The sequence below is a fragment of the Anaerobacillus sp. MEB173 genome (genome assembly GCF_052119505.1).
In the GTDB taxonomy this organism is placed as follows: domain Bacteria; phylum Bacillota; class Bacilli; order Bacillales; family JBJMAU01; genus JBJMAU01.
In genome coordinates this window covers 101,580-128,319 of record NZ_JBJMAU010000007.1, presented here as the reverse complement: position 1 = coordinate 128,319, position 26,740 = coordinate 101,580, and the positions used below count along the sequence as shown (strand labels likewise).

22 protein-coding genes are annotated in these 26,740 nt (G+C 39.5%); 5 read left to right on the top strand and 17 right to left on the bottom strand.

Annotation, left to right across the window (positions count from 1 at the left end):
* Positions 1 to 111: 111 nt before the first annotated feature.
* The 7 genes from icmF to ACJ2A9_RS15325 form a co-directional block, all read right to left on the bottom strand.
* Positions 112 to 3,378, bottom strand: coding sequence for a fused isobutyryl-CoA mutase/GTPase IcmF (gene icmF, locus ACJ2A9_RS15355; protein WP_441422546.1), 3,267 nt, complete (start codon positions 3,376 to 3,378; stop codon positions 112 to 114).
* A 136-nt stretch (positions 3,379 to 3,514) separates the two neighbouring features.
* Positions 3,515 to 4,132 carry a TetR/AcrR family transcriptional regulator gene (locus ACJ2A9_RS15350; RefSeq protein ID WP_441422605.1) on the bottom strand — a complete coding sequence of 206 codons (618 nt, stop codon included), beginning with the start codon at positions 4,130 to 4,132 and terminating at the stop codon, positions 3,515 to 3,517.
* Between the two features lie 152 nt (positions 4,133 to 4,284).
* The gene (locus tag ACJ2A9_RS15345) at positions 4,285 to 5,427 is read right to left on the bottom strand and encodes an acyl-CoA dehydrogenase (RefSeq protein ID WP_441422545.1); all 1,143 of its coding nucleotides are present in this window, start codon (positions 5,425 to 5,427) and stop codon (positions 4,285 to 4,287) included.
* 138 nt (positions 5,428 to 5,565) lie between these two features.
* A complete protein-coding gene (locus ACJ2A9_RS15340; RefSeq protein ID WP_441422544.1) occupies positions 5,566 to 6,711 on the bottom strand; it encodes an acyl-CoA dehydrogenase in 1,146 nt (381 codons plus the stop codon).
* 31 nt (positions 6,712 to 6,742) lie between these two features.
* Positions 6,743 to 7,594, bottom strand: a complete 852-nt coding sequence (locus ACJ2A9_RS15335; protein ID WP_441422543.1) for a 3-hydroxybutyryl-CoA dehydrogenase — start codon at positions 7,592 to 7,594, stop codon at positions 6,743 to 6,745.
* 204 nt (positions 7,595 to 7,798) lie between these two features.
* Positions 7,799 to 8,986 carry an acetyl-CoA C-acetyltransferase gene (locus ACJ2A9_RS15330; RefSeq protein WP_441422542.1) on the bottom strand — a complete coding sequence of 396 codons (1,188 nt, stop codon included), beginning with the start codon at positions 8,984 to 8,986 and terminating at the stop codon, positions 7,799 to 7,801.
* 519 nt (positions 8,987 to 9,505) lie between these two features.
* Complete coding sequence (locus tag ACJ2A9_RS15325; RefSeq protein WP_441422541.1) at positions 9,506 to 11,611, bottom strand: heterodisulfide reductase-related iron-sulfur binding cluster; 2,106 nt, start codon at positions 11,609 to 11,611, stop codon at positions 9,506 to 9,508.
* A gap of 297 nt (positions 11,612 to 11,908) precedes the next feature.
* Here ACJ2A9_RS15325 and cls point away from each other — a divergent pair, with 297 nt between their 5' ends.
* Together cls and uvsE are read left to right on the top strand one after the other, a co-directional pair.
* A complete protein-coding gene (gene cls, locus ACJ2A9_RS15320) occupies positions 11,909 to 13,102 on the top strand; it encodes a cardiolipin synthase (RefSeq protein WP_441422540.1) in 1,194 nt (397 codons plus the stop codon).
* Positions 13,103 to 14,059, top strand: a complete 957-nt coding sequence (uvsE, locus tag ACJ2A9_RS15315; protein ID WP_441422539.1) for a UV DNA damage repair endonuclease UvsE — start codon at positions 13,103 to 13,105, stop codon at positions 14,057 to 14,059.
* Between the two features lie 64 nt (positions 14,060 to 14,123).
* On the opposite strand, the gene ACJ2A9_RS15310 is transcribed toward uvsE, so the two are convergent.
* The 6 genes from ACJ2A9_RS15310 to speE form a co-directional block, all read right to left on the bottom strand.
* Entirely contained in the window at positions 14,124 to 14,906 is a 783-nt protein-coding gene (locus ACJ2A9_RS15310) for an alpha/beta fold hydrolase (protein WP_441422538.1), read from the bottom strand.
* 35 nt (positions 14,907 to 14,941) lie between these two features.
* Positions 14,942 to 15,115, bottom strand: a complete 174-nt coding sequence (locus ACJ2A9_RS15305; protein WP_441422537.1) for a XapX domain-containing protein — start codon at positions 15,113 to 15,115, stop codon at positions 14,942 to 14,944.
* A 243-nt stretch (positions 15,116 to 15,358) separates the two neighbouring features.
* Positions 15,359 to 17,029: an arginine--tRNA ligase gene (argS, locus tag ACJ2A9_RS15300; protein ID WP_441422536.1), complete on the bottom strand. Its 1,671-nt coding sequence runs from the start codon at positions 17,027 to 17,029 to the stop codon at positions 15,359 to 15,361.
* The gene (locus ACJ2A9_RS15295) at positions 17,026 to 17,475 is read right to left on the bottom strand and encodes a DUF1934 domain-containing protein (RefSeq protein ID WP_441422535.1); all 450 of its coding nucleotides are present in this window, start codon (positions 17,473 to 17,475) and stop codon (positions 17,026 to 17,028) included. The genes argS and ACJ2A9_RS15295 overlap by 4 nt, the downstream gene beginning before the upstream one ends.
* Before the next feature lie 258 nt (positions 17,476 to 17,733).
* On the bottom strand, positions 17,734 to 18,615 hold the full coding sequence (gene speB / locus ACJ2A9_RS15290) for an agmatinase (RefSeq protein WP_441422534.1): 882 nt from the start codon (positions 18,613 to 18,615) through the stop codon (positions 17,734 to 17,736).
* Between the two features lie 130 nt (positions 18,616 to 18,745).
* Positions 18,746 to 19,573: a spermidine synthase gene (speE, locus tag ACJ2A9_RS15285; protein WP_441422533.1), complete on the bottom strand. Its 828-nt coding sequence runs from the start codon at positions 19,571 to 19,573 to the stop codon at positions 18,746 to 18,748.
* Positions 19,574 to 19,948: 375 nt separating this feature from the next.
* Between speE and ACJ2A9_RS15280 the strand changes: the two genes are divergently transcribed.
* A complete protein-coding gene (locus ACJ2A9_RS15280) occupies positions 19,949 to 22,024 on the top strand; it encodes a transglycosylase domain-containing protein (protein ID WP_441422532.1) in 2,076 nt (691 codons plus the stop codon).
* Positions 22,025 to 22,238: 214 nt separating this feature from the next.
* On the opposite strand, the gene ACJ2A9_RS15275 is transcribed toward ACJ2A9_RS15280, so the two are convergent.
* Complete coding sequence (locus tag ACJ2A9_RS15275) at positions 22,239 to 22,766, bottom strand: YwhD family protein (protein WP_441422531.1); 528 nt, start codon at positions 22,764 to 22,766, stop codon at positions 22,239 to 22,241.
* 264 nt (positions 22,767 to 23,030) lie between these two features.
* Here ACJ2A9_RS15275 and ACJ2A9_RS15270 point away from each other — a divergent pair, with 264 nt between their 5' ends.
* Positions 23,031 to 23,216: a 2-hydroxymuconate tautomerase gene (locus ACJ2A9_RS15270; protein ID WP_441422530.1), complete on the top strand. Its 186-nt coding sequence runs from the start codon at positions 23,031 to 23,033 to the stop codon at positions 23,214 to 23,216.
* A gap of 208 nt (positions 23,217 to 23,424) precedes the next feature.
* Here ACJ2A9_RS15270 and ACJ2A9_RS15265 read toward each other — a convergent pair whose 3' ends face one another.
* From ACJ2A9_RS15265 to ACJ2A9_RS15255, 3 genes are all read right to left on the bottom strand, one after another.
* Positions 23,425 to 23,931, bottom strand: coding sequence for a YwgA family protein (locus ACJ2A9_RS15265; protein ID WP_441422529.1), 507 nt, complete (start codon positions 23,929 to 23,931; stop codon positions 23,425 to 23,427).
* A gap of 12 nt (positions 23,932 to 23,943) precedes the next feature.
* Positions 23,944 to 25,239 (bottom strand): HD domain-containing protein, encoded by a 1,296-nt coding sequence (locus ACJ2A9_RS15260; RefSeq protein WP_441422528.1) that lies wholly within the window; start codon positions 25,237 to 25,239, stop codon positions 23,944 to 23,946.
* A 199-nt stretch (positions 25,240 to 25,438) separates the two neighbouring features.
* Positions 25,439 to 25,687, bottom strand: a complete 249-nt coding sequence (locus ACJ2A9_RS15255; protein WP_441422527.1) for a DUF1450 domain-containing protein — start codon at positions 25,685 to 25,687, stop codon at positions 25,439 to 25,441.
* 189 nt (positions 25,688 to 25,876) lie between these two features.
* On the opposite strand from ACJ2A9_RS15255, the gene ACJ2A9_RS15250 reads away from it, so the two are divergent.
* Entirely contained in the window at positions 25,877 to 26,695 is an 819-nt protein-coding gene (locus tag ACJ2A9_RS15250) for a lipoate--protein ligase family protein (RefSeq protein WP_441422526.1), read from the top strand.
* Positions 26,696 to 26,740 lie beyond the last annotated feature (45 nt).

Sequence of the window (26,740 nt, the reverse complement as noted above, 5' to 3'; positions counted from 1 at the left end):
AGCTTTCCCCTCAGCCCTCAACTCTAAACTCTACACTCTAAACTCTAAACTTCTTAATTCATGTAAAAAGAAAGAAATAGAGGTCCCCCTCTATTTCTTCTAAAGAACATATTACATATTTCTTCGATATTGTCCGCCTACTTGGTAGAGGGCGTTTGAGATTTGACCCAGGCTGGCAACTTTTACAGTTTCCATTAGCTCTTCAAAGACGTTTCCGCCTGATACAGCTACTTCTTGAAGACGTTTTAAGGCAACCTCTGTTTTATCTGCATGCTTCTCTTGGAAGGCACGTAGATTAATAATTTGCGATTCTTTTTCTTCCTTCGATGCACGAGCTAACTCCATTTCGAACTCTTCTTCTGAAGGTGCGTTTGGATTTAGGTACGTGTTCACCCCGATAATTGGAAGACTGCCATCATGCTTCTTCATTTCATAGTACATAGACTCTTCTTGGATTTTTCCACGTTGATATTGTGTTTCCATTGCGCCTAGTACGCCACCGCGGTCATTGATACGTTGCAGTTCTTGTAGTACTGCCTCTTCAACAAGGTCTGTTAACTCATCGATGATGAATGAACCTTGAAGCGAGTTTTCGTTCTTCGCTAAGCCTAGCTCTTTTGTAATGATCATTTGAATCGCCATTGCACGACGTACTGATTCTTCCGTTGGTGTTGTAATCGCTTCGTCGTATGCGTTCGTATGAAGTGAGTTACAGTTATCATAAATCGCCATTAACGCTTGTAGCGTTGTACGGATATCGTTAAAGTCAACTTCCTGTGCGTGTAGTGAACGTCCTGATGTTTGGATATGATACTTTAACTTCTGGCTGCGCTCGTTTGCACGATATTTGTTCTTCATTGTTGTTGACCAGATTCTTCTTGCTACACGTCCAAGTACAGCATATTCAGGATCCAGACCGTTACTGAAGAAGTACGAAAGGTTTGGTGCAAAGTCATCAATCTTCATTCCACGGCTTAAATAGTACTCAACAAATGTGAATCCATTTGCAAGTGTGAATGCTAACTGACTGATAGGGTTTGCTCCTGCTTCAGCAATATGATAGCCAGAGATCGAAACAGAATAGTAGTTTCGTACTTGGTTTTGAATAAAGTACGCTTGAATATCACCCATCATACGTAGTGCAAACTCAGTTGAGAAGATACACGTATTTTGTCCTTGGTCTTCTTTTAAAATGTCCGCTTGAACTGTTCCACGAACAGTTGCTAGCGTAATCTTTTTGATTTCCGCTTTTTCTGCATCTGTTGCTTCACGACCTTTTTCAGCCTCAAATTTCTCAATTTGTTGAGCGATGGCTGTGTTCATGAACATCGCAAGGATGATTGGCGCTGGACCATTGATTGTCATTGAAACAGATGTTGACGGAGCACAAAGATCAAAGCCTGCATATAGCTTCTTCATGTCATCTAGTGTACACACACTTACTCCACTCTCACCGATTTTCCCAAAGATATCCGGACGATAATCTGGATCTTGACCATAAAGTGTTACAGAGTCAAATGCTGTACTTAAACGCTTTGCATCGTCGTCTTTTGATAAGTAGTGGAAACGACGGTTTGTACGGTCAGGTGTTCCTTCACCAGCGAATTGACGTTTTGGATCTTCACCTTTACGTTTGAATGGGAATACTCCCGCAGTGTAAGGGAATGAACCTGGAACGTTTTCTTTAAGCGACCATTTTAAAATTTCGCCCCAATCTTCAAACTTCGGAAGCGCAACCTTTGGAATATCAAGACCTGATAAACTCTTCGTTGTTAACTCAGTAACAATTTCTTTGTCACGAACTTTTGTCACGAATTGTGTACCTGAATACTTTTCTTTTAACGCATCCCAGTTATCAAGGATAGCTTTTGCTTCTGGGTGCAGTTTACTTTCATAATGAGCTTTAACGCCTTCAAGCTGCTTGATTGTGCTTTCGTTCTCTTCAGCATTCAAGTCTTGAAGTGCTTGGATTGTACCAGTAACTTGGAACATTTTGCGAGCAATTTCAACTTGCTCATCCGTGTAAATTTTGTAATTGCGTACTGTTTGGACGATTTCATTTAAGTAGTGCGTACGATCAGTTGGAATGATGTTATTCTTTTTCACAACATCTTTACTAACGGCAATGTTTGTCTCCCACTCAGTTCCACACTTCGAATTGATTGTATCAACAAGTGCAGCGAATAATGTATTTGTACCGATGTCATTAAACTGACTCGCAATTGTACCATAAACAGGCATTGTATCAGGATCTACATCAAAGAGATTACGGCTTCGCTGGTATTGCTTCTTAACATCTCTAAGTGCATCTTCTGAGCCTTTGCGCTCGAACTTATTGATCGCAATAATATCAGCAAAGTCAATCATGTCGATTTTCTCTAATTGAGATGGCGCACCAAATTCACTTGTCATGACATACATTGCTACATCTGAAATTTCAGTAATTTCAGCATCACCTTGGCCGATACCACTTGTCTCAACGATAACAAGGTCATAGCCAGCTGCTTTTGTTACAGTGATCGCATCACGAATCGCATTCGAGATTTCCGTCTTTGAACCACGAGTCGCTAAACTTCTCATAAATACACGCGGTGTGTTGATTGAATTCATACGAATACGGTCACCAAGTAATGCTCCACCTGTTTTTTGCTTTGTAGGGTCAATCGAAAGGATCGCTACAGTTTTTTCTGGAAACTCGTTTAAAAATCTGCGAACAAGCTCATCTGTTAATGAACTCTTTCCAGCCCCACCAGTACCCGTAATCCCAAGTACAGGAGTAGTGCCAGCAAGTTCTTTTAGTTGAGTAAGCGTTTGTTCAGCTGTTGCTGCTACCTCACCTTGCACATCTTCCGTATTTTCTGCAAGTGTAATCATACGAGCAACGGCGCGGACATTCTTCTCCTTCAATAGTTCAATCTCATTAGTGAGGTCTTTGACAGTTGGGAAATCACATTCTTCAACCATAATGTTGATCATCCCTTGAAGTCCAAGCTTACGGCCATCCTCTGGTGAGAAAATGCGAGCAATTCCATATTCATGAAGATCTTTAATTTCCGGAGGGATGATTACACCTCCACCACCGCCAAAAATTTTGATATGTGTTGCTCCTCTTTCTTGAAGGAGGTCATACATGTATTTGAAATATTCAACGTGACCACCTTGGTAAGATGTTACAGCAATCCCTTGCACATCTTCCATAATCGCTGCATTCACAACTTCTTCAACAGAACGGTTATGTCCGAGGTGAATAACCTCAGCACCAGTACTTTGAATAATTCTTCTCATTATATTAATCGTAGCATCATGCCCATCAAATAGCGCTGATGCCGTTACAAAACGAACATGATTTTTCGGACGATAAATTTCAACGTTAGCCATGCTAAACCTCCATATCTTAATTTAGAATTGAAAATTTAGAATTTAGAATTGGTGTAAGTAATCCCAGAGGAGTTTTTCTACCTTGAATTCACTTAAATAATTCTAAATTCTAAATTATAAATTATACATTCGTTTTTCATGCTTTCTCCCTCAGCAATTGCTTGATCTGCAGTTGTGTGTATTGCTCGAGGGTGTATTTTTTTCTTAGAGACCAGCGTCTGAAGGTCCACATGTGACCTTGGATTATGATGTTGTTGGCCCATAATTCTACTTCTTCATCTGTCAGTTCCAGCTGCCCCATTGCAACGCAATCTTTGATAATCTGCTCAAACATGTTCGTCATTTCATACTCTTTTTGCAGTACGTAAGGCAACGCTTCTTTCGGTAATGACTTCGCCTCCTGATACATGACAAGAACTTCATCCTGCATGACATCAATAATTTTGAAAAAGGAGGCGATCGCCAGCTTCAGGCGATCGAGGCCCTCTTTATCAGGCGGCAGTTGTCTGAGCAAACGTTCGCTCACCTCGTCGTAAATGGAGTCACAGACTAAATACAAAATATCTTCCTTTGAGCCAATATATTCATATAGGGTACCGATGCTAAAGCCTGATTCCTTAGCGATTTCCCTTGTTGTTGTGCGGTGAAAGCCTTTTTGTTTAAATAAGGTCACTGCGCCACGAATCATTTGCTCTCGACGTTTTTTGATCAGCTTTTGATCCTTCACCATGGAAGGAACATTCTTTTTCTTCAACAAGCTTTTACCTCCCCCTATTGTAAAGTCGTTCAGTCTCTCTCCACTATCTTTTACTTTATGCGGGTCGGTTTGGCTTTGCTCTCATCAACTTCTTCAACAGAAATGCCCAGTTCTATTTTTTTATTTTGGCGCTTCTTAGAAAGTAATGATTAGTCAGCTAAAAGCATTTTTGAAATTACAAGACGTTGAACTTCATTTGTTCCTTCATAGATTTGAGTAATCTTCGCATCACGCATGTAACGCTCTACCGGATAATCCTTCGTGTAGCCGTAGCCGCCAAATACTTGAACAGCTTCAACTGTTACTTCCATTGCTGTGTCCCCTGCAAATAGCTTGGACATTGCCGATTCTTTCCCGTATGGAAGTCCTTCACTTTCGCGCCATGCTGCTTGATATGTTAATAGTCTTGCTGCTTCTACCTTTGTCGCCATATCTGCTAATTTAAAGCCAATTCCTTGTTGCGCACCAATTGGTTTGCCAAACTGCTTACGCTCTTTTGCGTAATCTACAGACGCATCAAGGGCACCTTGTGCAATTCCGACTGCTTGAGCAGCAATACCATTACGTCCGCCATCAAGTGTCATCATCGCAATTTTGAAACCTTCTCCTTCTTTTCCTAGAAGGTTTTCTTTCGGTACACGGCAGTTATCAAAAATAATCTCTAATGTAGGAGATGAACGGATCCCAAGTTTCTTTTCTTTCTTACCAAACGAGAATCCAGGTGTTCCTTTTTCAACGATAAATGCACTGCAGCCTTTGTGCTTCTTCTCAGGATCAGTTAGTGCAAACACAACGTAAATTTCTGCTTCACCAGCATTTGTAATAAAGATTTTTGATCCGTTAATGATGTAATCATCGCCATCCAGCTTTGCAGTTGTTTTCATGTTACCTGCGTCCGAACCTGCACCTGGCTCAGTTAAGCCATATGCACCCATTTTCTTACCTTCTGCCATTGGACGAAGGAACTTTTGCTTTTGTTCTTCATTACCAAATTTATAAATTGGCCATCCAGCTAATGATGTGTGTGCTGATAATGTTACACCTGTTGACGCACATACTCTTGAAAGCTCTTCTACAGCAATAACATAGCTTAAGTAATCAGCTCCGATTCCACCATACTCTTCAGGCCAAGGAATTCCTGTTAATCCTAACTCACCCATCATATCGAAAAGCTCACGATCAAAACGCTCTTCTTCATCACGTGCTTCAGCACTTGGCTCTACTTCATTCTTCGCAAAATCGCGAACCATTTTTCTAATCATTTCTTGCTCATCAGTTAATTTAAAAAACATGTTTCTCTCTCCCCTATCTCAATTTAGAATTTATAATTTATAATTTATAATTTAGAATTGTTGTAAGTAACTCTAAGGAGAATCTTTTCTACCTGAATCCGCTGAAATAATTCTACATTCTAAATTTTACATTCTTAATTAATCATTTAGTAAATGTTTCCCAATAACAAGGCGTTGGATTTCGCTTGTGCCTTCATAGATTTGCGTGATTTTCGCATCGCGGAAGTAGCGCTCAACTGGGTATTCTTTTGTATAGCCGTAGCCGCCGAATACTTGAACAGCTTCGATTGCAACATCCATTGCTGTTTTTGAAGCAAACAGCTTTGCCATCGCTGCTTCTTTTCCACATGGAAGACCTTGAGAGCGTAAGAATGCTGCACGATATACTAATAACTTTGCAGCTTCTACTGCTGTTGCCATATCTGCAAGTTTGAACCCTAATCCCTGCTGAGCTCCAATTGGTTTACCAAATTGTTTGCGCTCTTTTGCATATTGTTGTGCTGCTTCCAGCGCTGCTTCAGCAATACCTAATGCTTGAGCTGCTATCCCGATACGACCTACATCAAGGTTCGCCATTGCAATCTTAAAGCCCATGCCTTCTTCACCAAGCAGATTTTCTGCTGGGATGATGCAATTATCAAAAATGAGTTCATTTGTGTTTGAGCCGTGTAAGCCCATTTTTCTCTCTTTCTTCCCAACCGTAAATCCAGGTGTATCTTTTTCAACAATAAATGCAGATACGCCTTTACTGCTTGTATCTTCTGGATTTGTTCTTGCAAATACTACATACGTATCTGCTTCGCCGGCATTTGTAATGAAGATTTTTGATCCGTTTAATACGTAGTGGCCATCCTTCTTCACTGCAGTAGTGCGCAGGCTCGCTGCATCTGAGCCTGCACTTGTTTCAGTTAAACCGAATGCACCTAAATACTCACCGCTCGCAAGCTTTGGCACATACTTTTGCTTTTGTTCCTCGTTCCCAAAGTATAAAATCGGATTCGTTCCAACAGACGTATGAACGGATAAAATAACCCCGACTGTGGCACTTACTTTTGAGAGCTCATTGATCGCAATAATATACGAGATAAAATCCATTCCCGCTCCGCCATACTCTTCAGAAATCGGAACCCCCATTAAACCAAGCTCTGCCATTTCTTTAATAATCTGACGTGGAAACTCTTCAGTTTCCTCCATATGTTCCACAAAAGGAGCAATTCTGTCGTTTGCGAAATCACGAACCATTTTGCGCATCATTTCTTGTTCTTCTGTAAAACGTAATTCCATTTCTCTCACTCCACTTCTATTCAATCAATGATTAGTTATATTGATAGAATCCACGTCCTGATTTCTTACCTAACCATCCAGCCTTCACATATTTGCGAAGTAATGGACATGGGCGGTATTTATCATCACCGAATCCTTCATGTAATGTTTCCATAATGTAAAGGCAAGTATCTAAACCGATAAAGTCAGCAAGTGTTAACGGTCCCATTGGATGGTTCATTCCTAATTTCATGACTTCATCAACCGCTTCAGGAGTCGCTACACCTTCAAATACTGTATAAATCGCTTCGTTGATCATTGGCATTAAAATACGGTTTGATACGAAACCTGGGAAGTCATTTACTTCAACCGGGATTTTGCCTAGCTTCTTCGACATGTCTTCGATTGCGTTATACACTTCATCTGTAGTCGCTAAACCACGAATGATCTCAACTAGTTTCATAACCGGTACCGGATTCATGAAGTGCATTCCGATTACTTGCTCAGGACGCTTCGTTGCAGCAGCGATTTCTGTAATTGGCAATGATGATGTGTTTGTCGCTAAAATCGCATGTGATGGAGCAATTTCATCCAGTTGAGAGAACAAGTTGCTCTTAATCTCCATATTTTCAACAGCTGCTTCAACAACTAGATCAACGTGTTTTGCATTATTTAAATCTGTAGATGGTGTAATACGGGCAAGAATCGCTTCCTTCTCAGCTTCTTCCATTCTGCCTTTTTCAACTTGACGGCTAAGATTTTTTGTAATTGTATTCATTCCGCGCTGTACAAAATCATCTTTTAAGTCATGAAGATAAACTTCAACGCCTGCCATCGCATGTACTTGAGCAATCCCAGATCCCATTTGTCCTGCACCAATAACCATTACTTTTTTAATGTCCAATATAAAAACCACCTTTTCTATTAAATTAGAATTAAAAATTTATAATTAACTTCACTGTCGGTAGTTCTTGGGTGACTTTTTTAATTTAGAATTTATAATTTAGAATGTAGAATTGGTTTGAAAGAATCTCCTTCGATGTACCAAAAACCTCAATGAGTTATCCAAAGAAGTAATTCTAAATTCTACATTCTTAATTCTAAATTATTAATTGCCTTTAACCTCGATCATAATCGCATCGCCTTGGCCGCCGCCTGAGCAGATGGAGGCGATTCCGATGCCGCCGCCGCGTCGTTTTAATTCGTGGGCGAGTGTGATGATGATGCGTGCACCACTTGCTCCGATTGGATGTCCTAATGCTACGGCACCACCGTTTACGTTCACTTTTTCCGGATCAAGACCGGCGATTTTTCCACTTGCCAGTGCAACAGCTGCGAACGCTTCATTTACTTCAAATAGGTCGATTTCTTCCAGCTTCTTCCCTGTTTTTTCAAGAAGTGCATTAATGACAAGACCCGGAGTTTTCGGGAATTGCTCTGCTTCAATTGAAAGTGCTGTATGACCAATAATTGTCGCCAGTACTTCTTTCCCTTCTTTTTGGGCACGCTCTTCTGACATTAATACGAGTGCAGCCGCACCATCGTTGACTCCCGGTGCATTACCTGCTGTGATTGTACCGTCAGCTTGGAATACAGGCTTCAGCTTTGTTAGTGTTTCAACTGTTGTATCTGCACGCGGTGACTCGTCTTTGTCAACGATGATAGGATCACCTTTACGCTGAGGCACTTCAACTGCAACGATTTCATCAGCTAAACGACCTGCCTCAACAGCAGCGATTGTACGTTGATGACTTGTATAAGCCCACTCATCCTGCATTTCACGCGTAAGCTCTAATTCTTTGGCTACATCATTTCCATACGTACCCATATGTACGCCGTTGAATGAACAAGTTAGACCATCATGAACCATTAGATCTTTGACTTGACCGTCACCCATACGGTGTCCCCAACGGGCTTTCGGCATAAAATATGGTGCATTACTCATTGATTCCATTCCACCAGCGACAATCACTTCGCCATCACCGACACGAATGATTTGGTCAGCCATTGTCACACTGCGCAGGCCTGATGCACATACTTTATTCACTGTTTCAGTGTGAACACTCCAAGGCAAGCCGCCATGATGTCCCGCTTGTCTTGACGGGATTTGTCCTTGTCCGCCTTGCAGCACATTTCCCATAATTAATTCATCAACATCATTAGGATTCACTTCGGCGCGAGCCAATGCTTCTTTAATGGCAATTCCGCCTAATTCTGCAGCTTTGAAACTACTTAATGCCCCACCAAATTTCCCAAAAGGTGTACGTACTCCACTAACAATCACTGTCTTTGTCATTCAACACTTCCTCCTCATTCTTCATATCATTATCTGTTACAAGGTGTCAGTCTAGTTGATTGCTTGTTCTTTTCTTCTTCACGCCTTCGAGCGAACGCTCAATCAGGAATGACTATTTTCCAAAACTTGATATAATGATCAAGCTCTCACTCTAATATTCTATTAATATAACAATCTAAGCGCTTTCAAAACTGAGACACTTTTTTACTATTGTCTTGAGTAATGGTTCAGCCTGTTAATTCCTTTTTTGTCTACTTTACACATTATTCATGCCAACGTAAAACTATTCTCTTTCATAAGAAAAGGGTTCAAGCTCACTCCAATAGAAAAGCGCAAGCGCCTTGCTAGCCGCGACAAGCACTGGAGGGCCGACAAAAAGTGTCCTGCTTTTTGGACACGTTTGACGGACCGAAGTGACCTCGAGCGGCTAGGTGCTGGAGCTAGACATCCGCGGAGGAGCCTGAACATTTACAATTTTCACTCTACTAGTACATTATACTATGATTTTCTACAAAAATTCTACTGAACTATTTCTTTTTCTTGATCAACTAGTGATTTTTCTAAAATCTCTACAATATCAAGCGTCTTCACGTCATCTTCTACTTCTTTCATCTTCGTTCCATCACTGATCATTGTTAAGCAGTACGGACAGCCGCTTCCGATCATTGTCGGATTCGCCTCAAGAATTTGTTCAGTACGAGCAACGTTAATACGAGTTCCAGTGTCTTCCTCTGTCCACATGAGACCTCCACCAGCTCCACAGCACATGCCGTTTTCGTGGTGACGAGATGCTTCTACAAGCTGCACGCCCGGAATCGCTTTTAACACATCACGAGGCGGCTCATAAACTTCATTGTAACGTCCAAGATAACAAGAATCGTGGTACGTAATAATTTCATTTACTTCTTTTGTCGGTGTAAGCTTTCCTTCTTTAATCCATTGATCCAGTAATTCAGTATGGTGGAACACTTCTGCTTCCAGACCGAATTCAGGGTATTCATTTTTCAACGTGTTATATGCATGAGGATCCGTTGTAACAATCTTTTTAATCTCATGCTTTTTGAATGTTTCAATGTTGGCATTTGCCAGTTCTTGGAATAAGAACTCGTTACCGATTCGGCGTGGTGTATCTCCAGAGTTTTTCTCTTTGTTTCCAAGAATCGCAAATTTCACGCCTGCTAGATTCATGACTCTTGCAAATGATTGAGCGATCTTCTGACTGCGGTTGTCGTATGAACCCATTGAACCAACGAAGAACAGGTATTCAAACTCTTCACCTTTCTTCTCCATTTCCTTCACTGTTGGCACGTCAATGTCTTCACGACCGTCACGCCAGTTTTCACGCTCTTTACGGCTAATTCCCCAAGGGTTACCTTGACGCTCGATGTTTGTAATTGCACGCTGAGCATCAGCATCCATTTTTCCTTCTGTTAATACAAGGTAACGACGCATATCAATAATTTTGTCAACGTGCTCATTCATAACTGGACATTGATCTTCACAGTTACGGCACGTTGTACAAGCCCAAATTTCCTCTTCTGTAATAACATCGCCAATAAGGCTCACATCATAATCCAATGTTGCAGCTGCTTCCGCGTTTCCTGCTCCTTGCATCGCCAGCTGGTTTGCTTTTGTATTGCTGAACGCAAACTCCGGTGCCCATGCTGCTTTTGACGTCACCGCAGCCCCTTTTTCTGTTAAGTGATTACGTAACTTGACGATTAAATCCATTGGTGAAAGCATTTTTCCTGTTCCAGTAGCCGGACACATATTTGTACATCGGCCACACTCAACACAGGCATATAAGTCAACTAATTGCTTTTGGTTAAAGTCTTCAATCTTCCCGACTCCGAATTCTTCTTTTGTTTCATCTTCAAAATCAATTGAAGCAAGTTGGCCAACTTTGTGTGTTCTTCCTAGGTAAACGTTCGCAATACCGGCAATTAAGTGAGCGTGTTTTCCTTGCGGGATATACACTAAGAAAGCAAGTAAGAATAATAAGTGCAGCCACCAGAATACAAAGAACAACGCTGCAGCCGCTGTTTCTGGTAACCACGCAAATGCAATTGCAATTGCAGATGCAACTGGCTCTGACCATGTTGGCTCATGACCGTGCCAAACCAGTGCCATACCATTGGCGAGTAGTGTCGCCGTCATTAATCCAGTTAGAAAGATATAAACTAGTCCAGCAAGCAGACTACGCTTTAAACGAACAAGTTTCTCAATGTAACGGCGATAAAAACCCCAGATTGTCGCAACTAAAATCATTAACACAACAATTTCTTGTGAGAAAGTGAATATTGGATAAAGCGGCCCTAATGGAAGATGAGAATCGAATACAATTCCCTTCCAAATCAGATCAATGGCCCCAAATTGAACCATTAAGAAACCATAGAAAAACATGACATGCATGATTCCACTCTTTTTGTCTTTCATCAGTTTTTTCTGACCAAACACATTAACAAGAATGGCATCAATACGTTCTTTTACAGTTCGATCAAATTCTACTTTCTTCCCTAACTTAATATACTCAATCCTCGTTTTTACTAATTTCGCAAATAGATAGATTGCGTAACCTGTTACCGCTAAGAACAAAATTAGATTTAATAACGGTAAAAAACTCATAAAAAACTCTCCTTTCAATATCCGATTAAATTATTAAAATAATTGCATTTGATACGGTTTCCCTTTTAAATTCAGAATATTTAGTATCTCGAAAACGCTTTAAAAATACTATATTCTGAATTTAATTAATTTTGTAAAGTCATTATAACACAAAAAAACACTGAATGAGCATTCAGTCGGAGTAATTTTTAAAAATTTTTTTTCCTTGGATTTTTAATCATCACTTTTCAGCTTTTGGAAATAATAAAAAAATAGAGTAACGATAAGAATATTCGGATACATTCAAGGGGGCTAATAATGACTGCGTGGATCGTAATCTTTCTCATATTTTTACTTATCGTCTGGTTGCGTATTGATTTTGCTTTAGGAAAGAAAAAACAAAAAAGTGAAGCAAAACCCAGAAAGCAGGTCACTCGTTATGGTGAAGTTCAGCTATTTGACCATGGCCATGACCTTTTCGTTGATATGTTTCAAAAAATTGAAAATGCAAATGATCATATTCATATGCTTTTTTACATTATTAATGATGATAGTATTGGCCAAAAATTACTTGACCATTTAAAGGCCAAAGCAAAACAAGGTGTAACCGTCCGTTTATTGGTTGACCGCATTGGCTCAAAGCTGTCTCGAGCAACATTGCAGGAATTAAAAAAAGCCGGTGTTCTCTTTGCCTATTCTCATTCTCCTAAGTTTCCATATTTCTTTTTTACGTTAAATCGCCGTAACCATCGGAAAATAACCGTCATTGACGGAAAGATTGGCTATATCGGCGGCTATAACGTAGGTGATGAGTATCTGGGACGAGACCCTAAGTTTGGTCCGTGGCGTGATTTCCATCTCCGTATTGATGGAGATGGTGTTCAGGACTTGCAGGAACAATTTATTGAGGATTGGAAAATTGCTTGGGGAGAACAGCTAAACAGCGATGGCTACTATCCTCCTCTCGCAAAAGGAAGCATCGAATTAAAGATTCTGCCTACTGATGGAAGCTATTTGGAGGATACCTTTTTGCGCTTAGTGAATCAAGCAAACAAATCGATTACAATCGGTTCCCCTTATTTTATCCCCGGGGATGCTTTGCATTCTGAATTAATAAATGCTGCAAAGAGAGGCGTTTATGTTAAGATAATTGTTCCGAAAAAAGGTGATCATCCTTTAGTAAAGGAAGCAGCCTTCCCGTACTTCGGACCGCTTTTGAAATCTGGATGTCGCATTTACCGTTATTATCGCGGTTTTTACCATTCGAAAGTACTCATTATTGACGATCATCTATGCGATGTTGGCACAGCGAATTTTGATAAGCGCAGTTTTCATATCAATCATGAAATTAATTGCGTCATTTTTGATAAAGAATTTATTGAGCTCGTTCGTCAAGAAACAGAAAATGATATCGCTATTTCAGAGGAACTAACACTCGAAAAACTAAATAGCCGCTCTTTTTTTCATCGTGGAAAAGAACGATTTTCAACTTGGGTATCAGGGCTGTTGTAAATGAAAATTCGATTTGGTTTTGTAGCTAATGCATTAGGATTATGGGACTCATCCCCATCTAAGACAATGACTTTTGCCAGATGGGGACAGCTTTCCAAAGAAGAACGTCATGAAAAGCTTATTACCATTACTAGAAATAATTTAGCCAATACATTACGAGCACTTCATTATAATATTGCTCATCAGTTTCCATTACATCGTTTCTCATCTTCAATTGTTCCCTTAGCCACTCATCCAGATGTAAATTGGGACTATCTTTCTCCTTTTAAAGAACAATTTAAGGAAATTGGACGGCTTGTCCAAAAGAATCAATTACGAATAAGCTTTCACCCCAACCAATTCACACTCTTTACAAGCAAAGACGATAAAATTACGAAAAACGCTGTAACAGATATGTCATACCATTACAATGTATTAGAGGCCATGGGTCTATCGGAGACCGGAATACTTAACATCCATGTCGGCGGAGCCTACGGAAACAAAGACGAAGCAGTTAAACGATTTCACGAAAATATTAAGCAGCTTCCTCTTGAAATCAAGCAGCAAATGACATTAGAAAACGATGATAAAACGTATACGGCTGAGGAAACACTGGCAATTTGTCAGAAGGAAAAGATCCCGCTTGTCTTTGATTACCATCATCACCTTGCCAATCCTTCTGAAAAACCACTTGAAGATCTATTACCTGATATTTTTTCAACGTGGAATCATACACACTTCATTCCGAAAGTTCATCTCTCCTCTCCAAAATCCAATGATCAATATCGCAGCCACCATGATTTTGTTGAGCTTGATTACGTGCTTCCTTTTCTGAAACTAACCAAAGAGCTGCAGCAAGATTTTGATGTAATGATTGAGGCGAAACAAAAAGATCTCGCCTTAATCAAGTTACTTTATGAGCTATCCAAAGTCCGTGGATTTCAACGGATTGCAGGAGGAATAATTAAACTCAAATAACCACAAAAAGCACATTAGCCTCACGTAATGGCAATGTGCTTCTGCTTTTTTCTACTTCCTATTACTAACCACTAGTAACAGCAAATTTTCTTTCTATAAAGTCTTTCAGTAAATGATTAAATTCTCGGTAGTGTTTGGTTGGAACTTGATGCAATGATTTTGAAACATATACAATTTCAACATCATTAACGTTTTTTAAAAATATATCCTGGTAATGGTGCATATAATATTCTCTTTCACCATATACGAGTAAAATTGGGATCGTTAGTTCATGGAGACGGTTGCTTGATTTATAGTAAAGTCCTTCAATATAGGTTTTGGACAACACTTCAGGGTTGGTACAACGCATGTAATCTTCATGCTCTTTTTGTAAATCTTTTTCTTTCCAATGAGCTTTAGCCAGCACTTTCGCTAACAATCCCATAAATTTTGCCTTTGTTGTTAAAATTCCAAGCTTGAATTCGCTATTAAGGACAAAGCTGTTAACTTCTGAAAACCCACCACATAAAATTAATGCAGACGTACGATCAGGATAGGATAATGCAAATTCCTGGGCAATTGAACCTCCATTTGAATAGCCACAAAGTACAACTTTCTCAACCCCTGCATCATTAATTACAGCTAAGAGATCACTAACGATGAGTTCCATTGAAATCGCATCTCCACTATAATCACTTCTGCCATTTCCTCTTAAATCACATGTGATCACTTTAAAGTAGCGTGATAATTCTTTTTGCTTTGTAAAGGTTACATGTCCCATCCCAGGTGGATGGATAAAAAGAATCGGTAAACCATTGCCTTCTGTTTCATAATAAATGGGTGTTTCATTGTTATATGCATATGCCATTTACGGTCATCTCCATAACATTTTTCATAATAAGCTCAACTTCCAGTAAATAGTGGCATGATCCAACCTAATAATTTATAACCAAGAAAAATGCCAACAATCCCGACAATCCCAGAAATAACCGGCGGGGCTGGAATCGGCAATTTCAAAAATGCAAAAACTAATCCTACAATTAATCCAGCTAATAATGATAGTAATATTTCCTGCATCATTCTCACCCCTATTCTTATTTTTTAATGTTCCCAAAACAACCTTGTTTACCCACGCCACAAACAGGAAAAAGCCCCCAACACAAGCAATTGCGAAGAGGACTTTTTAAGTACAAATTTAGAATTAATAATTTAGAATTTAGAATTAAAACCTTTGTAGGTTACTGCAGGGTGGTTCTAAATACTTCCTTGAAGTAACCTACATCAATTATAAATTATACATTCTAAATTCTAAATTCGGTTTTACATTTTCTCCGGTGCTGATACTCCGATGAGTTTCAGGCTGTTTTGGAGAGTGATTTGAACTGCTTTTACCAGCGCCAGGCGGGCAGCGCTTTTTAGTTGATCTTCTTGATCAAGGACACGCTCAGCATTATAGAAGCTGTGCAGGTGTGATGCTAATTCGAATACATAGTTCGTAATACGGTGCGGTGAAAGCTTTTGAGCAGATTCATTTACAGCTTCAGGGAATTCACCAACCTTCTTAAGAAGGTCATATTCTTTTTCGGATTGAATCGCTGAAAGATCGACTTTGCCGTCAAACGTAATCCCCAACTCTTCCCCTTGACGCAAGATGCTGCAAACACGGGCATGTGCGTATTGAACATAGTATACAGGGTTTTCATTTGACTTCGATACAGCTAAATCTAAGTCGAAATCCAAATGCGTATCGGCACTTCGCATTGCAAAGAAATAACGAGTCGCATCAATGCCTACTTCCTCCATTAGATCACGCATTGTAACGGCCTTACCAGTACGTTTACTCATTTTTACCTTTTCACCGTTTTGATAGAGACTTACCATTTGAATGATTTCTACATCAAGCTGATCAGCATTATAGCCCAGCGCTTGGATTGCTGCTCTCATTCTCGGAATGTATCCATGGTGATCTGCTCCCCAAATGTTAATAAGCTTTTCAAAGCCACGCTTCATTTTATCTTGGTGATAAGCAATATCTGGTGTTAAATACGTGTAGCTGCCGTCGTTTTTAATTAATACACGGTCTTTATCATCACCATATGCTGTTGAGCGGAACCATGTTGCCCCGTCCTGCTCATATGTTTCTCCTTTTTCCTTTAAGAGGGCCAGTGTTTCTTCAACTTTACCTGAAGTGTATAACGATGTTTCCGAATACCAGTTATCAAACTCAACACGGAAATCCTTCAAATCATTTTTTAACTTCTCTAATTCACGTTTTAAACCGTACTCTCTAAAAAATTCCCAACGTTCTTCCTGAGGCATGTCCACAAATTTATTTCCATATTCCTCAGCGAGATCCTTACCAAAGCCAACAATATCCGCTCCGTGATACCCATCTTCAGGCATCTCTTTATCAAGGCCTAATGCTTTGAAGTAACGTGCCTCAACTGACAATGTCAAATTATGAATTTGGTTCCCGGCATCATTTATATAATATTCACGCTCAACGTCATAACCTGCTTTCGCTAAAATGTTGCAAAGTGAATCACCAACAGCCGCCCCCCGAGCATGTCCAAGGTGCAAGTTCCCAGTTGGATTGGCTGAAACAAACTCAACTTGAAGTCGTTTGTTATTTCCAGTATTTGTTTTCCCATACTGTTCTCCGGCTTGAAGAACTGTCGGGATTAAGTCTGTTAAATAATGATTATCCATATGGAAGTTGATAAATCCAGGACCCGCCACTTCAATGGTCTTAATGGAAGCTTTGTTTTGGTCTATGTTTGCCACTATTTCCTCGGCAATTTGTCGCGGTGCTTTTTTCGCAATTCTCGCCAGCTGCATTGCCATATTTGTTGCATAATCACCGTGAGACTTATCTCGTGGTAATTCAAGAACAACCTCTGGTAATTGCTCTTGATCTGCTAGTCCTGCTCTGACAACAGCTTCTTTAATTTCTTGTTTTAAACGGTCTTTCATTTGTTCAACAATATTCATTTTTTATTGACCTCCTCAATTTTCATCGTTATAAAATAATCGCCTACTTGTTCATCCTGTAGCGTTAATATGTATGCTATTTCGATCGTTCCTTGATTTCTCTCTTTTGTCCAGTCAACTTGTACTTTTTTTGTTTCGGTACTGATTAGCATTGACCCGTATGGACTTTGATAAACCGAATCTGTTGTGATTCCTGGGGAATACAACTGTCTTGACGATATAGACCCCTGTCTTACAATCGTAATCCCTTCTTCATTAATCTTAATGATATTCGAAACCTTTCCTGCCTCTTCAATCGTTTCTTCATAGCGGATAATTGTGCTAGTCTCTTTTTGATAAAGTTTGCCATTAGCCTTCATTGTAATCGTTTCACGTTCCCCTTGTACATGATTAATTGTTGTTTCCATATCAATGGTAACGCTAATGGGGTTCGTTGTTTTTTCCATTACTGCCACGTCCTTCTTATGCGATAACTTAACTATTATAATGGAAAATAGGGAGGGGATTCAAGAAAACCAATAGTAAAATGTAAAATTGAAAATGTAAAATGTAAAATTTAAACCTTTGCAGGAAACGCTCTGATATTTTTAAAAAGCATCCTTGAAACAGCTTTCACCATTTTACATTTTTAATTTTACATTTTACATTAAAAAAGCTAAGACCACTCCTTCGCAGCCTTAACTCTTTCAACTTTTAACTATCAACTATTTATTCTTGTTCACCCAGCCAAGCAGCATTTCACGCACAAATTTACTTGCGGCGATTTGCGTTTGTTCCGTTGGATCGTAGGCAGGAGCAACTTCAACAAGGTCAGAACCTACAATTTTTAAATCTGAGTTTGAAATCATTGTGATTGCACGAAGTAACTCTTTAGATGTAATACCACCAGCCTCAGCAGTTCCTGTTCCTGGTGCATGTGCCGGGTCTAAGACATCAATATCAATCGTTACATAGACAGGTCTTCCTTTTAATTCAAGAAGCACTTCTTTTAATGGTTCAGCTACTTCAAACTTAGCCATGTACATGCCAGATTCATTTGCATACTGAAATTCCTCTCGCATTCCCGAACGGATTCCTAATGAATAAACATTTGACGGCCCGATCAGTTCACACGCTTTGCGAATCGGTGTCGAGTGAGAAAGCGGTTCACCTTCATATTCCTCACGCAAATCAGCATGGGCATCGATATGAATAATCGCCAAATCAGGATATTTTCTGTACATTGCCTTGAAAATCGGCCAAGAACATAGATGCTCTCCACCAAGTCCTAATGGAAATTTCCCTGCTTCTAATAGCTTGTCAACAAATTCTTCAATCATATCAAGACTTCGTGCAGCGTTTCCAAATGGAAGCGGGATATCCCCTGCATCAAAGTAGTTTACTTCTTCAAGATGCTTATCAATATATGGACTATATTCTTCAAGCCCTAATGACACTTCACGAATACGGGCTGGCCCAAATCGTGAACCAGGTCGAAAACTTACCGTAAAATCCATCGGCATCCCATAAATTACTGCATCACTCTCTTCAAATGATGGTTTACTTAAAATAAAAACATTCCCAGAATAAGCCTCATCAAAACGCACGGGAAAACCCCCTTTATTAGTTTAGAATTTAGAGTTTAGAGTGTAGAGTTGTTCGACAGCTTATCCTAAGAAGTTTTTCAAAAACCTCTCTGAGTTAACCTAAATAACTCTAAACTCTACACTCTAAACTTTATTTTATTAGTTCCCCAACAAACTTCGGCAAGGCAAAGGCGGCTTTGTGGAGTTCTTTTGTGTAATATTTTGTTTCGATATCATGGAAGCGATCTTCGGCGACTTCTAATGGATCATATTTTTTTGAACCAATTGTAAACGTCCATAATCCACTCGGATACGTTGGGATGTTCGCTGTATATAGTCTCCTAATCGGGAACGTTTCTTTCACATCCTTGAATACATTTCGGATTAAATCACTGTGAAACCACGGGTTGTCCGTTTGAGCAACAAAAACACCATCTTCCTTCAATGCTTTTGAAATTCCCTCATAGAAACCTTTTGTAAACAGATTAACAGCCGGTCCTACTGGTTCGGTTGAATCAACCATGATGACATCATAGACATTTTCGCTTTTGGCAATATGCATAAATCCATCATCTACTTGTACATCGACACGAGGATTATCTAATTCCCCAGCAATCTCAGGTAAATACTGTTTCGAGTACTCGATCACTTTTCCGTCAATTTCAACGAGAACAGCTTTTTCAACAGAAGGATGCTTTAACACCTCACGGATGACACCACCATCTCCCCCACCAACAACAAGGACATGCTTTGGGTTTGGATGTGTAAAGAGCGGAACATGGGCAACCATTTCGTGATAGACAAATTCATCCTTTTGCGTCGTCATCACCATGCCATCGAGAATGAGCATATTGCCGAACTCTTCCGTTTCAACCATATCCAGCTTTTGAAAATCAGTTTGTTCCGTATGTAATGTCTGTTTAATTTTCGCTGTAATCCCAAAACGTTCAGTTTGTTTTTCCGTAAACCATAATTCCATATATCTTCACCTCTTCAAAATCATTCACTATTATCCTTCCCAGAAAGTAACACTTCCATCAAATGATTTTGTATACAGAAGCTGACCGCTCACTTTCGCTGAAAAGCATGCACTTCCGAGAAGTGAACTACAGTGAACAAAAAAAGTATAAAGGAAAATGGTGAAATTGCAAGGAAAATCTTTCCTAGCGCGTTTACTGACGTTTAAAACTTACTATTTTTACCCAAAATGGATGAATGGAGTTAAAAGTTTAGAGTGTAGAGTTTAGAGTTGTTCCGAACGTTTTTTCTAGGACGTCTTCCTTGAATTACCCTAATAAGGTCTTCACTCTACACTCTAAACTCTAAACTCTAAACTAAAGGGGGTGGATCAAATTTGGAAATTTTAACAAATAAGCGATTAAAAAGCAGCTGGAGAAGGTTCCGTCTATTATTTCGCTTAACATTACTAGTAGCAATTATAATAATGGGAGCACTTGTTGCTCTTCTTACGTATACGAAAATGCAAGGACCACCTCCAATCCAAGTTCAGCAAACAACTGTTATATATGGTAATGATAATTCCATCATCGGAGAGAAGCATTATGGGCAGAACCGGCACTGGGTTCCCCTGGATGAAATCAGCACGGATTTGATTCATGCAACGTTAGCGATTGAGGACCGGAAATTTTACAGTCATTTCGGGTTTGACATTATTCGTATTGGCGGTGCAGCTTTAACAAACATCCGTAAAGGAACAAAAGCCCAAGGGGCAAGTACGATTACGCAGCAATATGCTCGCAATCTTTACTTAGGCCATGATAAAACGTGGAAACGAAAAATGAATGAAGCGTTATATGCTCTGCGCTTAGAAATGAACTATTCAAAGGATAAAATCTTGGAAGGCTATTTAAATACGATTTATTATGGCCACGGCGCATATGGAATTGAGGCCGCGTCAAACTTATATTTTAATAAGAGTGCCAAAGATCTGACATTAGCTGAGGCCAGCATGTTAGCAGGAGTTCCAAAAGGACCTAGCTACTATTCACCGCTCTCAAATTTTGAACGAGCAAAAACTCGACAAGAAATCATCTTGAATGCCATGGCTGAAAATGGGTACATCACTCCGATCATGGCAAAGCAAACAGCAAGAGAAGAGCTGCAATTTGAAAGCAGTGAAGAGCAAGTTGAAACGACAATCGGCCCCTACTTTCAAGATGTGGTCAAAAGAATTCTTGTTGAAGAATATGATATCGATCAAAACGTTATCGAATCAGGTGGATTGCGAGTCTATACGACCCTTGACCCTGACATGCAGCAAAAAGCCGAACTATGGGTGAAAAATGAAATCGATCCGGCTTCCGATATTCAAGGCGCATTAGTTGCCATGGACCCTCGAAATGGAGATGTAAAAGCACTCATAGGCGGTCGCAATTACCAGGAAAGTCAATTTAACATTGCCACCCAAGCTAGAAGACCGGCCGGTTCAACGTTTAAGCCTTTTCTTTATTATGCTGCGCTGGAACAAGGCTTTACACCAGCAACAACATTACTAAGTGAACCGACAACATTTTTGTATGATGATGAAAGAAAAGAGTATTCGCCTGGAAACTTTAATGACAAATATGCCAATGATTTTATTACAATGGCTCAAGCTCTTGCACTATCAGACAATATTTATGCCGTGAAGACTCATATGTTTTTGGGTATGGATTATTTAGTCGAAACGGCAAAAAATCTTGGTATTACTAGTCCGCTTAAGAGTCTGCCATCATCGGCATTAGGTACAAATCCTGTAGGTGTATTAGAAATGGTGAAAGCGTACGGGGCGTTTGCAAACGGCGGGCGGGCGGTTGAGCCTCGCTTTATTAAAAAGGTCGTTGACCGCGATGGTAATACCCTGTTTGAACAAAATCCAAAATTAGAACATGTGCTGAATCCTGACTTAGCCTTTGTCATGACTGACATGATGACGGGAATGTTTGATTCAAGCCTAAATGACTATACATCTGTAACGGGTTCAAGCATTGCCAATCTCATAACAAGACCGATGGCTGGCAAGTCAGGATCAACAAGTACCGATAGTTGGATGATTGGCTATACACCTCAGCTTGTGACTGGAGTCTGGATTGGCTATGAGTACGGAAAAACGTTACACCCAATTAATGATACGCAGTACTCGAAGAAAATTTGGGTCAAATTTATGGAAGATGCTCTGCAGGATCAGCCAGTCCTTCCTTTCCGGCGTACATCGGGCGTTGTTGGTCTCTATATTAATCCGAAAAATGGTTTCCTTGCGACAGACGCTTGTCCTGTTCAGCGACTCACGTATTTTGCAAAAGGAACGGAACCAACAGAATATTGCATGGAGCATATTGAAGACCCATCCGTGGACCATGGTGAGCCTGAAGTAATAGATCCGGAACAAAAGGATAAATTTCTTGACCGTTTTAAAAAATGGTTCCATTAACTAAGAGATTTCTTATATTGCAATAGAAACATGAAAGGCGCAAAAGGTCATATCCCTTTTGCGCCTTTCATTGTCCTAGTATAAATGTGTGTGCTTTATACTAGCTTTAGTTTACTTTTAAATGAATGAAAGCTCAAGTACTTAATGTGAAATTCAAAAAGCTTTCATACATTTTTTAGAAAAGGTATAGACATTGCTGAAAAAAATGTTCTGTTTATTCACCAAGCAGCTGTTCCTTTAGTTCTACACTTGAACGATTCCATATGTCTTGATCAAAGTTTTTCAGGAAGTTGCCGAGGATCGTCTTTGATTCCTGATCCATTTTGTCGACAATAATACGGCGCTTTAACGCTTTATCCATATTATTTACATGTTCCGGCAGACTCTTATAACCACGACGGGATTCAGCATCAATGACCATCTCACATCCTGTGACGCCTACGTATGCCGGACCACCTTCAATATGTTCAATCGTCACCCAAACAAGCCAATATAATTTTCCATTAGGCACTTCATCTCTATTCGGAGAGAACTTAATTCGTTTCTCTACCTCACTGCGGGCATGCATCGCCCCCATATCAACATAGGCCTCTTTTTCAGCAAGGTCAACAATCACTGGAGAAATATTATTGAGACTTAATACCCCTTGTCCAAAGCCTTTATGCCCCGACGTTGAGTCACCACTAATAATAGTAAAGCCAGAACCTTTTTTCTTTTTCTTATCATCATTAAAAAGATCCATATTACGATCCCCTTTCCCATTCATTAATCTATGTATTGTCAGTTTACCACAGTACATTTATTGTTTACCTATTTTATGCCTTAGAAAACACATTCAGTATAATTATTGTCAGTTATGGTATAATTTAAAAAACGAATTTAGAATTTAGAGTGTAGAGTTAAGGGCTGTGGGATAAGCTTCGAAGCATTTCATTCAAACCACTCTAAACTCTACACTCTAAACTCTACACTAAAAAAGTTCTAAATTAAAAAGGGAGTTGTACATATGCCATACGTAACAGTAAAAATTCTTGAAGGTCGTAATGACGATCAAAAGAAAGCACTTGTTGAAAGAGTCACAGCAGCAGTTTCTGAAACGATCGACGCACCAGCAGAACGCATTCACGTCATCATTGAAGAAATGCAAAAAAACCACGTTGGAGTCGCTGGTAAACGATATAGTGACGTGTAGAAGACAAGATCCTGCAACATCTTCGTTGCAGGATCTTGTTTTTACAATTTAGAATTAATAATTTAGAATTAATAATTTAGAATTTAGAATTAAAAGCTTTAGAATTGCTTCGAAGCACCTCTTTCAAACCACTCTAAACTCTACATTCTAAACTCTAAACTAAAAAGGCTTCTTTGAATTTACATACACCAATTCTAAATTCTACATTCTAAATTCTACATTTCCTTTTAAGCTCCTCAATATACGTATACGCTTCTTCAACTTCCTCTTCAGAGTAATTTTGTTTTTCCTTGAGGGTGAAGACTTTTTCTTTTACTTCTTCTTTTGATAGATGATCGAAGTAGAGGACGGTTGAGACGAGTTCTAGGAAACGTGAACTTTGTCCATTCATTTTTTCAACAAAGCCGTCTAGTTGTGGTAAATCCCGTTCATAAAGACTTAAAAACTTCATTCCTTCATCCGTTAACGTATAGCGATATTGATAATACCCGCTCTTTTTTTCTTTGACTTCGCTTATAAAACCTAGGTTACACAGCTCTTCTACTCTTAATGTCAATTCTTCAGAATAAGGACCAAAGAAGTGAAAGTTAAACCGTTCATAAAACGGAAAGTTCATCTTTTTTGCGATATAAATCATTTTTTGCAGCTTTTTTCGACCAATAACTTCTCCCGCCTGTTGAAACATGGCCATAAGCTTCGCATGTTCTTTCAGCAAAACAGTTTCCCCCTATTTAAATAAAATATCTTTGATTTTCCGTTTTATCTCTCCATGCTCATGCTCGTCATCTAATAGATCCAATGGGAAATATAATTTATGATCAGTTCGTTTTTTTCCGGAAATCGCTTCAACGATCTCAGACTCACGAGATAATTCTCTTAGTTCACCTTTGGGCATTAATAGAAATATCGGAAGTCGTTCCTCCTCTTCACCCGGACGATAGAAGTCATATGGGAGATCGGATGAGGAATCAACAACCAAATAATAGTCCGGATCAATGTTTGCCTTTTTAAAAAGCTGGTGAAGTTCCATCCATTCGTTCATTTGAACATTTGGATTGCATTCGACATACTTGAACAATCTTCTATTAATAAATCTACCACAGAGGTCACGTAAAATGCGATCCCCCTCTTCCTGCCAAATTTGAAAATAATAGAGGATTATATGCTCATCCAGCTTTAAATAATCACTCAAGCTCAGTTTTTCGTCAAATAAACTGATAAAGTGTATCGGCTCCTGCTTAAAGCGATATCCCTCTTGATAGAGATGCTTCGCACGGTGCAGAATTTTACTTAAAATTACTTCTGCACTTCTTGTCACTGGGTGAAAGTAGACTTGCCAATACATTTGATAACGACTCATAATATAGTCTTCTATTGCATGCATTCCACTTTGTTTAATTACCGCTTGCTCTTCGGTTGGGCGCATCACACGCAAAATGCGTTCCATATCAAATTGACCATAGCTTACCCCCGTATAATAGGCATCACGAAGCAAATAATCCATCCGATCACTATCAATTTGACTTGAGATCAGACTCACAACAAGCTTATTCGGGTATGTCTTGGCAATCACATCCGCCACTTTTTGCGGGAAATCATCACCCATTTTTTGCAGTACATGATTAATTTCTGTTTTTCCTAAAATAATCTCACGTGTCCACTGTTCATGGTCAGTATGGAAAACTTTTTCAAATGAGTGAGAAAACGGACCATGACCCACATCATGAAGGAGAGCTGCAGCCAAACACAATAGTCGTTCATTATCATTCCAATGTGGCCGCCCTTGAAAAATGCTAATAATCCGGCGCATTATTTCATACACACCCAATGAATGATTAAAGCGCGTATGCTCAGCACCATGAAAGGTTACATATGTCGTTCCGAGCTGGCGAATCCTTCGCAAACGCTGGAATTCCTTCGTTCCGATTAACTCCCAAATTAAGCGGTCACGAACATGGATATACCGATGTACTGGATCTTTAAAAACTTTCTCTTCCTCTAATTGTCCCAATATGTTGTTCATGGCGACCCCTCTTTTTAATGTAAAATGTAAAATCGTCTTGAAAGTGTTACAACGGAGCATTTGCTTCCAAGTGTAGTTATTCAATTAAAGAAAAAAGACTACCTTTGTCGGTGTAGTGACTTAGGTAGACCTGTTCCGTTCGTTGTTTATTTATTTCTTTACGCAGTCTAAATCTCCTGCTTTATAAAGCTATCGGTTATTACTTAGAGATCGCTGTTTGATCTTTCTTTTTTGCTTTTTTCGCCACTTTCTCAATGAGTTCGTCCTCATTTTTCGCTGTGATTGGTCGGTTATTCACGATCGTAAATGCTTTTTTTCGGCCTGGTCCGCAATACGATTGACATCCGATATGAATTTCAGCGCTTGGGTCGACTTCTTTTAGTCTCGGTACTAATGTTTTTATATTTGTAGCCTGGCAGATATCACAGACTCTAAATTCATTTGCCACTGGTCACATTTCCTTTCATACATAACTTATCATTATCTTTGATTTTACAACGGATGTACTTGTTAGTGCAAACCTGTTTTCATTACTAACATTGCCAAATTCGATTGATTCTAGTATCGGAAACAACATTTATGCTATGCTATACTATTTCTAAATAGAAATTCAATCACTTTTGAACGGAGAAGAACAATGGATAGAAACACACAATGGCGATTTATCGACCAAACAACATTAGGCCCAACCTTTAATGCACTACAATCATTTGCAATTGATGACTCACTTTGTACGACCGTTGGAAATGAAGACTCCATTTCAACCATTCGCACATGGGTCCATCACAATACGATCGTATTGGGGATTCAGGATAGCCGCCTCCCTCATGTGCAAGATGGTGTATCATATTTGCAAGAGCAAGGCTATGACGTTATCGTTCGAAATTCAGGTGGACTTGCTGTTGTCCTTGACGATGAGATTCTTAACATTTCACTGATCGTTAAAGATGAAAAGAAATTTTCAATTAACGACGGCTATGACCTGATGGTACAGTTTATTCAGGAAATGCTTTCTTCCTATAAAGTAACAATTGAAGCAAAAGAAATTGTCGGCTCCTATTGTCCGGGCAGCTATGACCTAAGTATTGGCGGCAAAAAATTCGCCGGTATCTCGCAGCGCCGGATACGCGGTGGAGTCGCTGTGCAAATTTATCTTTGTGCAGCCGGAAGTGGCGCAATCCGGGCAGAAACGATCAAACACTTTTATAACTATGCCGTCCAAGATAAGCCAACAAAGTTTGCTTATCCAATAATAAAAAAGGAAACAATGGCCTCTTTGTCAGAGCTGCTTGGTGAACAATTGAGCATTCAAACATTGATGCTCAAATTACTGACTACATTTAAAAACCGCGGTGCAAGCCTTCATCCGGACCAGCTCACAAGTCAAGAGATCGAGCTCTATCAACATAATTATGAGCGCATTATCGAGCGAAACAAAAAAGCGCTTAATGAGTAAAAACTGTTTTAAGGAGCAGCTTCTTATTAGCGAAATTTGCCGTTT